11 protein-coding genes and 3 pseudogenes are annotated in these 11876 nt (G+C 61.1%); 10 read left to right on the top strand and 4 right to left on the bottom strand.

The genetic code is table 11. From position 1 onward, the window contains the following. Window positions 1-4 precede the first annotated feature (4 nt). The 3 genes from P6U16_RS19895 to P6U16_RS19905 all read left to right on the top strand — a co-directional run bounded on the left by P6U16_RS19895 (window position 5) and on the right by P6U16_RS19905 (window position 2329). The gene (locus P6U16_RS19895; RefSeq protein WP_277701911.1) at window positions 5-190 is read left to right on the top strand and encodes a DUF2065 domain-containing protein; all 186 of its coding nucleotides are present in this window, start codon (window positions 5-7) and stop codon (window positions 188-190) included. 3 nt (window positions 191-193) lie between these two features. Then, entirely contained in the window at window positions 194-580 is a 387-nt protein-coding gene (locus tag P6U16_RS19900) for an ACT domain-containing protein (protein WP_277701912.1), read from the top strand. 210 nt (window positions 581-790) lie between these two features. Continuing rightward, on the top strand, window positions 791-2329 hold the full coding sequence (locus P6U16_RS19905) for a DegQ family serine endoprotease (RefSeq protein ID WP_277703918.1): 1539 nt from the start codon (window positions 791-793) through the stop codon (window positions 2327-2329). 6 nt (window positions 2330-2335) lie between these two features. Here the strand turns inward: P6U16_RS19905 and P6U16_RS19910 are convergent. Both P6U16_RS19910 and serB read right to left on the bottom strand, forming a co-directional pair. Beyond that, window positions 2336-2952, bottom strand: a pseudogene (locus tag P6U16_RS19910) (GNAT family N-acetyltransferase). A gap of 8 nt (window positions 2953-2960) precedes the next feature. Next, entirely contained in the window at window positions 2961-3848 is an 888-nt protein-coding gene (gene serB / locus P6U16_RS19915) for a phosphoserine phosphatase SerB (protein WP_277701914.1), read from the bottom strand. Here serB and miaA point away from each other — a divergent pair. Further along, entirely contained in the window at window positions 3847-4743 is an 897-nt protein-coding gene (miaA, locus tag P6U16_RS19920; RefSeq protein WP_277701915.1) for a tRNA (adenosine(37)-N6)-dimethylallyltransferase MiaA, read from the top strand. The two genes, serB and miaA, sit on opposite strands and share 2 nt — an antisense overlap. 77 nt (window positions 4744-4820) lie before the next feature. Here miaA and P6U16_RS19925 read toward each other — a convergent pair. Continuing rightward, a pseudogene (locus tag P6U16_RS19925) lies at window positions 4821-6897 on the bottom strand (DUF87 domain-containing protein). A gap of 301 nt (window positions 6898-7198) precedes the next feature. Between P6U16_RS19925 and P6U16_RS19930 the strand changes: the two are divergent. Together P6U16_RS19930 and ilvN are read left to right on the top strand one after the other, a co-directional pair. Then, entirely contained in the window at window positions 7199-9007 is a 1809-nt protein-coding gene (locus P6U16_RS19930) for an acetolactate synthase 3 large subunit (RefSeq protein WP_349017665.1), read from the top strand. Window positions 9008-9029: 22 nt separating this feature from the next. Beyond that, window positions 9030-9602, top strand: a complete 573-nt coding sequence (gene ilvN / locus P6U16_RS19935; protein WP_277701916.1) for an acetolactate synthase small subunit — start codon at window positions 9030-9032, stop codon at window positions 9600-9602. A gap of 39 nt (window positions 9603-9641) precedes the next feature. Here the strand turns inward: ilvN and P6U16_RS19940 are convergent, their stop codons facing one another. Beyond that, window positions 9642-10481, bottom strand: coding sequence for an aldo/keto reductase (locus P6U16_RS19940; protein ID WP_277701917.1), 840 nt, complete (start codon window positions 10479-10481; stop codon window positions 9642-9644). A 78-nt stretch (window positions 10482-10559) separates the two neighbouring features. Between P6U16_RS19940 and P6U16_RS19945 the strand changes: the two genes are divergently transcribed. The 4 genes and pseudogenes from P6U16_RS19945 to P6U16_RS19960 all read left to right on the top strand — a co-directional run bounded on the left by P6U16_RS19945 (window position 10560) and on the right by P6U16_RS19960 (window position 11859). Further along, entirely contained in the window at window positions 10560-10829 is a 270-nt protein-coding gene (locus P6U16_RS19945) for an AbrB/MazE/SpoVT family DNA-binding domain-containing protein (RefSeq protein WP_277701918.1), read from the top strand. After that, window positions 10822-10898, top strand: a pseudogene (locus tag P6U16_RS19950) (type II toxin-antitoxin system PemK/MazF family toxin); the annotation flags it as partial. The gene P6U16_RS19945 and the pseudogene P6U16_RS19950, both read left to right, overlap by 8 nt. Before the next feature lie 83 nt (window positions 10899-10981). Then, the gene (locus P6U16_RS19955) at window positions 10982-11182 is read left to right on the top strand and encodes a type II toxin-antitoxin system PemK/MazF family toxin (RefSeq protein ID WP_277701919.1); all 201 of its coding nucleotides are present in this window, start codon (window positions 10982-10984) and stop codon (window positions 11180-11182) included. Between the two features lie 83 nt (window positions 11183-11265). Further along, complete coding sequence (locus tag P6U16_RS19960; protein ID WP_277701920.1) at window positions 11266-11859, top strand: LysE family translocator; 594 nt, start codon at window positions 11266-11268, stop codon at window positions 11857-11859. The last annotated feature ends 17 nt before the right edge of the window (window positions 11860-11876 follow it).

The raw sequence follows: 11876 nt of genomic DNA on the forward strand, positions 1-11876 counted from the left end.
ATTGATGAGCGATTTTCTGACAGGAATCGCATTTTTCCTGATAATCGAGGGGCTGGTGTACGCACTGGCCCCTCTGGTTTTGGTGGAAATGGCAAAAAGGTTGCCGGAAATTCCCGTGCAGCAGTTGCGGATTTTCGGACTGGTCTCGGTCGCTGCGGGCGTAGGGCTCGTCTGGATGTTGCGAGGATAGAGAATGACACACAAACTGCTCATCCGTCTGGTGGACGCCGAATATGCGATCACGCGGCTGACGATCGGTACACCCTTGCCGGATTGGCTGATGGGGCAGGGCTTCTGGGCCGTCTCGAGCTCACGTGAGGAAATGACGCTTGTGTGCCGTGCAGCCCGCATCCCGTCCAGCATCCAGTCCTCCGGCGGCTGGCGCTGTTTCCGTATCGAGCAGCATTTCACCTTCGACGTGCCGGGCATTCTATCTTCGGTTCTTGATCCGCTCTCTGCGGCAGGGGTCGGCATTTTCGCCAATTCGACCTTCAGCACCGACTATGTCTTCATCATCGGATCAGATCTCGACAAGGCGGTTGCCGCGCTGAAGGCGCATGGCCATGAGATCATGACGTGAGACCGGATGTTACCGCCGGCGAACCATCCCGTCGTTGACGAAAAGATGACTGGACGCTCCGCGAAACGGCCTTATCTTCGCATTATGGGATAGGATTGCGGCATCGTGCTGAATAAGGCTTGTCCGGCAAACGTTTCAAGATGAAGACCATTTGCGGACGGCGTTCTGATGGCCGACGCATTCATTTCAATCGAGAGGACCCCCATGGACCTGTCCCACCGCTCGCGCTTCTTCCGTTCCACTGTTCTGGCGACCGGGCTTGCCCTGTCATTGACGACCGTGGCGGCGCCGCTGTCCACCGCCTGGGCGCAGGGCGCCCCGACCCAGCAGGGGCCGGACTCGGTTGCAGACCTTGCGGAAGGCCTGCTCGATGCGGTGGTCAACATCTCCACGTCGCAGAACGTCAAGAACGACGACCAAGCGGTGATGCCGCAGGTGCCCGAGGGGTCCCCCTTCCAGGATTTTTTCGATGAATTCTTCAAGGGCGGCAAGGGCGGTGAGGGGGCCGAGCGCCAGCGCAAGGTCGAATCGCTGGGATCGGGTTTCGTCATCGATCCGTCCGGCTTCATCGTCACCAACAATCACGTGATCGAGGGCGCCGACGATATCGAGGTCAATTTCGCCAACGGCTCGAAGCTGAAGGCTAAGCTGATCGGTACCGACACAAAGACCGACCTTGCCGTGCTCAAGGTCGAGCCGAAAAAGCCGCTGACGGCGGTGCCGTTCGGAGATTCGCGGCAGATGCGGATCGGCGACTGGGTCATGGCGATCGGCAACCCGTTCGGCCTTGGCGGAACGGTAACGGTCGGCATTATTTCGGCACGTGGCCGCAACATCAATGCCGGTCCCTACGACAACTTCATCCAGACGGATGCGGCGATCAACAAGGGCAATTCCGGCGGTCCTCTGTTCAACATGAAGGGCGAGGTCATCGGCATCAACACGGCGATCATCTCGCCGACCGGCGGCTCGATCGGCATCGGTTTCTCCGTGCCGACGGAACTGGCCCAGAACATCATCAGCCAGCTCCGGGAGTTCGGCGAAACCCACCGCGGCTGGCTCGGCGTGCGCATCCAGCCGGTGACCGACGACATTGCCGAAAGCCTGAAGATGGACGTGCCGAGGGGCGCGCTTGTCGCCGGCATCATCAAGGGTGGCCCGGTCGAGAAGGGCGAGATCAAGACGGGTGACGTCATCCTCAAGTTCGATGGCCGCGACGTTCTGGAAATGCGCGACCTGCCGCGTGCGGTGGCCGAAAGCCCTGTCGGCAAGGCGGTCGATGTCGTGATCATGCGCGATGGCAAGGAAATGACCGTCAAGGTCACGCTCGGGCGGCTGGAGGATGGCGAAAACGTCGCTTCCGCTTCGCCGACGGATGAAATCGTTCCGGACGGCGAGATGGAGGAGGGCACGGACCAGGCCGAACCGCCGGTCGAGCCGACGCCTTCGACCGACAACGTGCTGGGCATGACGCTGACAACCCTCGATGATACGAGCCGCACGACCTACGGCATTTCAGCAGACGTCGAAGGCGTCGTGATTTCCGAGGTCGATCCGCAATCGGCCGCCGCAGAGCGCCGCATCGCGTCCGGCGACGTCATCGTCGAGATCGGCCAGGAAGCGATGAAGACGCCGGAGGATGTGTCGGCGCGTATCGAAGAACTGAAATCTGCCGGTCGGCGCAATGCCTTGCTGATGATCGCCAGCAAGACTGGCGAGTTGCGGTTCGTCACGGTCAGGATGGAGTAGCTACCCCTAGGGACATTCGTGGATGGGATCCGAGGCGGGCTGAACAAAGCCCGCCTTTTCAACCTCTACGCCTTGCTCCCAGTGGCTTCGCGACAGGCTGTAGAGCACGTGTCGCTTGAGATGGGGGTGCAGATCGGGAACGCGCGGATGATCGAAATCCCGAGCCGGATCGTGCTGCAGGCCGAGCCGTTTCATCACGGCGGTGGAGCGGTTGTTGTCGGTGACGGCAAAGGACACGATCTCGTCCAGCCTATGCTTGATAAAACCGTGGCGGAGCAGGGCCTTGCCCGCTTCCGTCACATAGCCCTTTCCCCAGAACGGCAAAGCCAGCCGCCAGCCGATCTCGACCGTCCCGCGCGGCAGGAAAGGTTCAAGGTCGGCAACCACCAGCCCGCAGAAGCCAATCGGCGTGTCATCGTGTTTCAGCGCGACGGCAGAGAAACCTATGCCGGTCGCCTCGATGCGCCTGCGTGCCTCGTCCATTAGCGCATCGGCCTCGGCCCGGTTCGCCGGCGCGGAAAGAACTCCATAACCTTCGGATCGGCGTTGATTTCGGCGAACAAGGGCCGGTCGCTGTCGAGCCAGTTTCGGATGCGCAGGCGCTCTGTTTCGATCGGTTTCATCGTGTCTCCTAACCGACGAAATCCGACTTTCGGTAGCCCTGGATATACAGCAGGGCGGTGAGGTCGGCATGGTCGATCCGGATCTTGGCCTGCGCGGCAACGGTCGGCTTGGCGTGCAGGGCAACGCCGGAACCGGCGAGCTGGATCATGCCGAGGTCATTGGCGCCGTCGCCGACGGCCAAGGCGTCATCCGTCGTGATTCCGAGCCGGCCGGCGATCTCGATGAGTGCATCGACCTTGGCCTGTTTGCCAAGAATGGGTTCGGCGACTTCACCGGTGAGATAGCCGTCCTTTTCGATGAGGATATTGGCGCGGTTTTCGTCGAAGCCGAGCGTGGCGGCGATGCGGCTGGTGAAGACGGTGAAGCCGCCGGAAACCAGGGCCGTGTAAAATCCTTTTGCCTTCATCGTGGCGATCAGCTGCGGGCCGCCGTGGGTGAGCGTGATATGCTTGGCGATGACATCGTCGACCACGCCGATCGGCAGTCCCTTGAGCAGGGCGACCCGTTCGATGAGCGCCGGCTCAAAGGCGATCTCGCCGTTCATGGCGCGCGCCGTGATCGTCGCCACCTCGCTTTTCAGGCCGACTTCCGCTGCGAGTTCATCGATACATTCCTGGCCGATCATGGTGGAATCCATATCGGCGATCAGCAGCTTCTTGCGGCGCGTTTCCGCGTCCTGGACGACGATATCGACCTTTTGCGATCCGATTGCCGTGCGCAGGTCCGCTTCCGCCGTCGCGGGATCGGTGCCGTCCCGAAGCACGATGTCGCAGGCGACACCGTCGGCCAGCCAGTAGAGGCCGGAGGATGGCACTGCGGATTCCGCGGTTTCCGCGAGCCGGGCGGTCAGAACAGGATTTGACGGATTGGCAACAAGCGTGGCAACGAAGGCCATGATGAGAAACCTTGAAAACGGACAGGATGCGATCCTGATAACCGGGCCGACCGCCAGCGGCAAGTCCGCTCTTGCCGTGCGGCTGGCCAAAGCGCATGGCGGTGTCGTCATCAATGCCGACAGCATGCAGGTCTATGACACGCTGCGGGTTCTCACCGCCCGGCCGTCGCAAGAGGACATGGGCGGCGTTCCGCATCATCTCTACGGCCATGTACCCGCCGGGCGGCACTATTCCACGGGGGAATGGTTTCGCGATGCCGTCGAAGTGCTGAAATCCGTCCGGGATGCGGGGCTGATACCGGTCTTTGTCGGTGGCACGGGGCTGTATTTCAAGGCGCTGACGGGCGGTCTCTCCGATATGCCAGCAGTGCCCGACGACATCAGGGCGGGCTTGCGCGCACAGCTTGCGACCGAAGGGGCGGAGCATATGCACACGTTTCTCGCGCGACGAGATCCCGAAACGGCGGCCATCCTGCGGCCCGGCGATGGGCAACGCATCCTACGGGCGCTGGAGATCGTCGAGGCGACAGGGCAGTCGATCCGCGTGTTTCAGGCGCGCAGCGGCCCAGTTGCAGTCGATCCTGAGCGGGCGATGAAGATGATCGTGCTTCCGGATCGGGCAATCCTGCGCGAGCGCATCAACCGGCGATTCGCGCAGATGCTCGATGCGGGTGCGGTGGAGGAAGTGCGCGCACTGCTGGCCCTCAGTCTGAAGCCGGAGATGCCGGCGATGAAGGCCATAGGCGTACCGCAGATCGCCGCCATGCTCGATGGCGCGATGATCCGCGAAACCGTCATCGAGACGGCTTCTGCGGCCACACGGCAATATGCCAAGCGCCAGATGACCTGGTTTCGCAACCAGCTGGACGAGAGCTGGGCGATCGTTGCGACGTAGCTAAGATTGCATCGCTGCATCATCCCAGCGCGCACTGAAGCCACGAGATGCCGTGACAGCAGATGCAATCTTCGGCGCTATTTCCGGATGATGCTGCTCAGCGGCTTTTTCAGCAGGCTTTCGCGCAGGGATGGCGGGCGGGCCGGCGGATCGCCCGAGGGGGCTAGCGTTGGCGGATCACGCAGCGGTGTGCGATAGGGGTCTGCCTGCTGCCTTGGCGCGGGTTCTTCGGAAAGGATCTGGTTGCGGATCTGGTTGAAGCGATCGAGCTGCGGGTTTGCCGGGCCGTCGGCCCGTGGCAGCATGCCGGCATTGTAGGGTTCGGGGGCCGGTGCTGACGCGGGTTGCGGCGGCATACGGCGGTCGTATTCCGGCTGCTCCGCCCTGTCGTAGACCTCGCCCATCTCGTCCGCCGTCGCCGGCTTCTGGCTGGCGAGGTAACTCTGCTGGAAACCGGTTATGTCAGGCCCGCCCAGCGCACGCATGCGGTTGACGATATTGCGCAGATCGACCGTTGCCGGGTTGTCTTCGGTGATCTTGGCAGTCGCGCCATTTGCCTTTGGAAGGCGTTCTTCGACCACGCGGGTAAAACGCATTCGCATCGGCACGGCGACGGCTTCGCCGAATGCGATGGCTTCGCCGTTGCCGATCGAGGATATGAAACTTGTTGTGGACGCCGACGAATTGGAGATCGCGGCGCGGATAATGTCCTGGTCGCGGTCGTTGGCAAGGCGCATGGCAAAGACCGTCGAACATTGCGACAGGATCGTCGGGTCGAGTTCGCCGGGGCGCTGGGTGATGATGCCGAGCGAAACGCCGTATTTCCGGCCCTCCTTGGCGATGCGGGCGATGGCCTGGCGGGTCGGCAGAAAGCCGAGGCTCTGATCGGCCGGAACATAGCGGTGCGCCTCTTCGCAGACGACCAGCATGTGCACGCCGCCATTGCTCCAGAGGCCGATTTCAAAGGCCATCCGGCAAAGGACCGAGGCGACCGAATTGACGACTTCGGAGGGGATGCCGGCCAGCTGGAAGGTGGCAATCGGGCGACCATCCCCGGGATGCGGAAAATCTTGGCGATGGTTTCGAGGATCGTGTCGGTGATCGTGTTCGAGGAGAACATGAAAGTATAACGCGGATCATTGATCGCCGCGATGACTTTGACCTTCAGCGAGCGCAGATGCGGCTTTTCGCTGCGGCCTTCCAGCCGTCCGATGCGTTCATCGATCATGGCGAGAAGATCTGCCATGCGATAGGGAACCGGTGTATCGGCGGTGATCGAGCTTTTTCAGTGTTCCGCCGCATCAGGCCTGAGTCCATCGAACCCTTGAAGGCTTTCTTGGCATCGGGAATGACATCGCGCAGCACGTCGAGCTCTTCCGGTACGGGCGGCCGGCCGCGGAAGATGACCTCGGCGAATTCTTCCAGCTTCATCAGCCAGAAGGGCAGGTCCAGCGTATCGGTGTCGATGACAACAGCCAGATCGGGGAAGGCGGCGGCGAATTCGTTGTGCGGATCGAGGATCAGGACGCGGAGTTTCGGATCGGAGGCGATCGCCTTGTTGAGCAGGAGCGAGACGGCGGTGGATTTGCCGACGCCTGTCGTGCCGACGATGGCGAAATGTTTCGACAGCATCGAGGGGACATGGATCGCGGCATCGAGCGTTTCGTCCTGCGTCAGCTTGCCGATTATGCAGGTATCGTTCTTGCCGGTATCGTAGATGCGTGCGAGGTCGGCGGTGCGGATGCGGTGGGCAATGGCGCCGAGATAGGGATACTGGCTGATGCCCGCGGAAAATTCCTCGCGGCCGGACGGCCCGACATGGACCTCGCCCATCAGTTCGACTTCGATGCTGAAGAGGTTGTCGACTTCCTCGCCCCAGTCATTGGTGGAGGTGTGCATGGAATAGACAAGGGCAACGACGCGGTTTTCGCCGACCGAGATCGAGATCAACCGGCCGACGGACCAGAGTTCGGTCAGCGATGTCTCACCGTTTTCCGCCAGCGCTGCGATCGTTGCACGCGAACCGCTGCACGCGACAACACGGCCCAGAAAGCGATTTCCGCGCTTCAAGGCGTCACGCCGTTCCTGTTCGCCGGCGCTTATCGATGTATGAAGCTCATTATTCAGCACGCAAAACCTCTGCACATTCGTCATGGACCGTACTGCAATGGATTTAACAAGTCGTTTCGGGGACTTGCGTCGTTTCGTATCGTTCAGGTTCAAATCGCAGTTTTGGGAAAATTCGTTGACGGGCCGGATGTTTGCGTCTATCAATCCCAGCCATGAAAAAACTCTTTGCAATTCTTGTGGTGGGACGGCGCATGGGCAGGATGGTGTAACCATCCGGCGATAGCCACCCATGCGCGACACGAGGCTCCTGACGGGGCCTTTTTTATGCCCTGAAACCAGCTAATCACCTTTCAAAAAAACGCGAGACATGGACGGAAGCAGGCCAATGAGCGGGACAGACACAAAGACGACGGGACGCCAGGTAGACGGCAGCCAGATGACGGGCGCGGAAATCGTGCTGCAGGCGCTGCGTGACAACGGCGTGAAACATATCTTCGGCTATCCGGGCGGTGCCGTCCTGCCGATCTATGACGAGATTTTCCAGCAGGAAGATGTCCAGCACATCCTCGTCCGCCACGAGCAGGGTGCCGGCCACATGGCTGAAGGTTACGCCCGCTCCACCGGCAAGGTCGGCGTCATGCTGGTCACCTCCGGCCCCGGCGCGACCAATGCCGTCACGCCGCTGCAGGATGCGCTGATGGACAGTATCCCGCTCGTCTGCCTGACCGGCCAGGTTCCGACCTCGCTGATCGGCTCGGACGCGTTCCAGGAATGCGACACCGTCGGTATCACGCGGCCCTGCACCAAGCACAACTGGCTGGTCAAGGACGTCAACGAGCTGGCCGGCATCATCCACGAAGCCTTCCGCATCGCCCAGTCCGGCCGTCCGGGTCCCGTCGTTGTCGATATCCCGAAGGATGTCCAATTCGCGACCGGTACCTACACGCCGAAGTCCGATGTGCCGATCCAGGTCAGCTACCAGCCGAAGACGCAAGGCGACCTGAAGCGCATCGAGGAAGCGGTCGCGCTGATGAAATCGGCAAGGCGCCCCGTCATCTATTCCGGCGGCGGTGTCATCAATTCCGGGCCTGAGGCCTCGCAGCTCCTGCGCGAGCTGGTCGAGCTCACCAATTTCCCGATCACCTCGACCCTGATGGGGCTCGGGGCCTACCCGGCATCCGGCAAGAACTGGCTCGGCATGCTCGGCATGCACGGCACCTATGAAGCCAACATGGCGATGCACGACTGCGACGTCATGGTCTGCATCGGCGCCCGCTTCGACGACCGCATCACCGGCCGGTTGAACGCGTTCTCGCCGAACTCGAAGAAGATCCACATCGACATCGACCCGTCCTCGATCAACAAGAACGTTCGGGTCGATATTCCTGTTCTCGGCGATATCGGCAATGTTCTCGAAGACATGGTTCGCCTGTGGCGGGCGTCTGCCGGAAAGACGGACAAGGCGCAACTGGCCGACTGGTGGGAAGGCATCGTCCGCTGGCGCGGTCGCAATTCGCTCGCCTACAAGATGAGCGACGACGTCATCATGCCGCAATATGCCATCCAGCGCCTCTATGAGCTGACCAAGCATCGCGATACCTACATCACGACAGAAGTCGGCCAGCACCAGATGTGGGCCGCGCAGTTTTATGGCTTCGAGCATCCGAACCGCTGGATGACGTCTGGTGGCCTCGGCACCATGGGCTACGGCTTCCCGGCGGCGATTGGGGTCCAGGTCGCCCATCCGGACGCGCTGGTCATCGACATTGCCGGCGATGCCTCGATCCAGATGTGCATTCAGGAAATGTCCTGTGCCGTGCAGCACAACCTGCCCGTCAAGATCTTCATCCTCAACAACCAGTACATGGGCATGGTGCGCCAGTGGCAGCAATTGCTGCACGGCAACCGCCTGTCCAACTCCTATACCGAGGCCATGCCCGATTTCGTCAAGCTGGCCGAAGCCTATGGCGGCGTCGGCATTCGCTGCGACAAGCCGGCCGATCTCGACGGCGCGATCCAGGAGATGATCGACAGTCCTGCACCTGTGATCTTCGACTGCCGCGTTGCCAATCTCGCCAATTGCTTCCCGATGATCCCGTCCGGCAAGGCGCACAACGAGATGCTTCTGCCTGACGAGGCGACGGACGAGGCGGTCGCCAATGCGATCGACGCCAAGGGCCGCTCGCTGGTTTGATGAATAGGAAAGAGACAAGATCATGAACGCACATCTACAGCCGACAGGCTCTGCCTATTTCATCGCCAAGGAAACCGAGAAGGCGGAAAACCATACGCTTTCGGTTCTGGTCGACAACGAGCCGGGCGTGCTTGCCCGCGTTATCGGCCTGTTTTCCGGCCGGGGCTACAACATCGAAAGCCTGACGGTCTCGGAGACGGAGCACCAGTCGCACCTGTCGCGCATCACGGTGGTGACGCGCGGTACGCCGCATGTTCTCGAGCAGATCAAGGCGCAGCTGGAGCGCATCGTTCCGGTTCATCGGGTGGTCGATCTGACGGTGCGCGCCGCCGAACTCGGCCATGACCGGCCGATCGAGCGGGAAGTGGCGCTGGTCAAGGTCAACGGGCAGGGTGAGACCCGGGCGGAATCGCTGCGGCTCGCCGATGCCTTCCACGCCAAGGTCATCGATGCGACGCTCGAACATTTCATTTTTGAGATCACCGGCAAGTCGTCGAAGATCGACCAGTTCGTGGCGATCATGAAGCCGCTCGGCGTCATCGAGGTCTGCCGCACCGGCGTCGCCGCCATGAACCGCGGCCCGCAGGGGATGTAACGGGATCCGAGGACGCCACTTTTTCAGTGCGCCCTCAAATCATTTCCAGCGGAACCTTTGCTGCCGGCGGGGAAAGGTATTGTCGAGGAGGGCGAGGTCGTCTGCGGTCAGTTTTATCGCCACGCTTCCCCGGTTTTCGCGCACCCGTTCGGGCATGCCGGTTTTCGGGATGACGATGACGCCCGGATTGCGGATGAGGAAGGCAAGGGCGACTTGCGCGACCGTCGCCTGATGCGCCTTGGCGATGTGGATGAGATCCGGATGGCGCAAGAGGCGGCCCTCGTCGAGCGGGGAATAGGCCATGATCGGAATGCCCGCAGCCTGGCTTTGCGGCAACAGGTCGTGCTCGATGCCGCGGCGGGCGAGATTGTAGAGCACCTGATTGGTTGCGGCATTCCCACCGTGGGGCACGCCGGCGAGTTCCTGCATATCGTCGGTGTCGAAATTCGAGACGCCCCAGGCGCCGATCTTGCCGGCTGCTTTCAGCGCTTCGAAGGCCTCGACCGTTTCCGACAGGCGATAACGGCCGCGCCAATGCAGCAGATAAAGATCGATATGATCCGTGCCGAGCCGTTTCAGGCTCGCCTCACAGGCCTTGACGGTGCCTTCGCGGCTGGCATTGGAGGGCAGAACCTTGCTGACGATGAAGGCATCGTCGCGCCGTCCGCGCACGGCCTCGGCAACCACGCGCTCGGCGCCGCCATCGGCATACATCTCCGCCGTATCGATTAGGCTCATGCCGAGGTCGAGGCCATGCCGCAGGCTTTTCGCCTCGTCGGCAAAGGTCTTCTTGCTCTCGCCCATATGCCAGGTGCCCTGGCCAATCACGGGCACGGCAATGCCGGAGGGAAGCTTTGTTGTGGCGATCGTATCCGGCATGAAGAGGCTCCTGACGGCTGGCATGATTGTGGTAGTCTGCAGCGAATGATATACGATGTCTATCATTGAGGTGTTTCCATGACCAAGGTCACAATTTCCAGATGGGGCAATAGTTCCGCTATCCGGCTTCCAAAAGCCGTGATGGACGAACTGGGCCTTGCTGACGGACAGACGGTCGATCTCACCGTCAAGGATGGCCGCGCGATTATCGAGAAGAAGCGGCTGCAACTGGCACCGCCTTTGGAGGAAATGGTCGCGGAGATGAACCGGCTTGGTTGGGAAAACGAGCCTGAGACGGTCGATTGGGGGCCGGATGTCGGCTCCGAACGTTTCTACGACCATGATTGAAGCTGTACCGCTTGCAGGCGACATCTATCTCGCCGATCTCGATCCTATTCGCGGCAGCGAACAGGCGGGTGTCCGGCCCGTTCTGATCATTTCCTCAAATCTGATGCACGAACGATCGCGTCGAGATCATCGTCTGTCCCATCACCGGCAACATGCAGGTCTGGACGACAAAGGTCGCCTTGCCGGAGGGACTGAGAACGAAGGGTATGGTTCTGACCGATCAGGTGCGGGCGATCGACAGGAAGGAGCGATTGCTTCGCCGTGTCGAAACGGTTTCACCGGAGTTCGTGACGGTGGTGCGCAGCTATGTCGGACGCCTGTTGGATCTGGAAGTCCCTGCCAGCGCACGTTGACCGTGTTCTTGTCACCATGACAAGTTTGCCCTGTTCAACCCAGATAGGTCAATTATGCTGACCTAAATTCCGGGGAGGATTCCATGCCTTACGATACGCTTCTGGCGCTGATCCTGTTTGCCTTCACGACGTCAATCACGCCGGGGCCCAACAATATGATGCTGTTCGCGTCGGGCGTGAATTTCGGTTTTATCAAGACCATTCCCCACATGTTCGGTATCGGCATGGGCTTTCTGTCGCTGTTGATCGCCGTCGGGCTCGGGCTGGGCGCGCTGCTGCATTCCGTGCCGTTGCTGTACACAGCTTTGAAATTCGTCGGCTGTGCCTACCTGCTCTACATCGCCTGGAAGATCGGTAGCTCGCGGACGTTGGGCGAGGGCAAGGCAGGGGCCGTTCCGATGACGTTTCTGCAGGCGGCCGCGTTCCAATGGGTAAATCCGAAAGCCTGGGTCATGGCTGTCTCAGCGATGGCCGCCTATACCAGCGAGGGCAACTACCTGATGAGCGTCGCCATCGTCGGCGTCATTTTCGCGGTCGTCAATGTTCCGAGCGTTTCGACCTGGGCGGGCTTCGGATCGGCTCTCCGGCAATGGCTGTCCGATCCGGTGCGCCTGAAATGGTTCAACATCACGATGGCGGTCTTGCTCGTCGCCAGCCTTTGGCCGATGTTGCGCTAAGGGCACAAGAAGAGAGC

Origin of the sequence: Rhizobium sp. 32-5/1 (assembly GCF_029537235.1) — a bacterium.
Taxonomy (GTDB): Bacteria; Pseudomonadota; Alphaproteobacteria; order Rhizobiales; family Rhizobiaceae; genus Pararhizobium.

What these genes read in the sequence shown, in the direction of transcription:
- P6U16_RS19895 (WP_277701911.1), top strand. Translation starts at nt 5, where the DNA reads ATGAGCGATTTTCTGACAGGAATCGCATTTTTCCTGATAATCGAGGGG.
- P6U16_RS19900 (WP_277701912.1), top strand. Translation starts at nt 194, where the DNA reads ATGACACACAAACTGCTCATCCGTCTGGTGGACGCCGAATATGCGATC.
- miaA (WP_277701915.1), top strand. Translation starts at nt 3,847, where the DNA reads ATGATGAGAAACCTTGAAAACGGACAGGATGCGATCCTGATAACCGGG.
- serB (WP_277701914.1), bottom strand. Translation starts at nt 3,848, where the DNA reads ATGGCCTTCGTTGCCACGCTTGTTGCCAATCCGTCAAATCCTGTTCTG.
- P6U16_RS19930 (WP_349017665.1), top strand. Translation starts at nt 7,199, where the DNA reads ATGAGCGGGACAGACACAAAGACGACGGGACGCCAGGTAGACGGCAGC.
- ilvN (WP_277701916.1), top strand. Translation starts at nt 9,030, where the DNA reads ATGAACGCACATCTACAGCCGACAGGCTCTGCCTATTTCATCGCCAAG.
- P6U16_RS19940 (WP_277701917.1), bottom strand. Translation starts at nt 10,481, where the DNA reads ATGCCGGATACGATCGCCACAACAAAGCTTCCCTCCGGCATTGCCGTG.
- P6U16_RS19945 (WP_277701918.1), top strand. Translation starts at nt 10,560, where the DNA reads ATGACCAAGGTCACAATTTCCAGATGGGGCAATAGTTCCGCTATCCGG.
- P6U16_RS19955 (WP_277701919.1), top strand. Translation starts at nt 10,982, where the DNA reads ATGCAGGTCTGGACGACAAAGGTCGCCTTGCCGGAGGGACTGAGAACG.
- P6U16_RS19960 (WP_277701920.1), top strand. Translation starts at nt 11,266, where the DNA reads ATGCCTTACGATACGCTTCTGGCGCTGATCCTGTTTGCCTTCACGACG.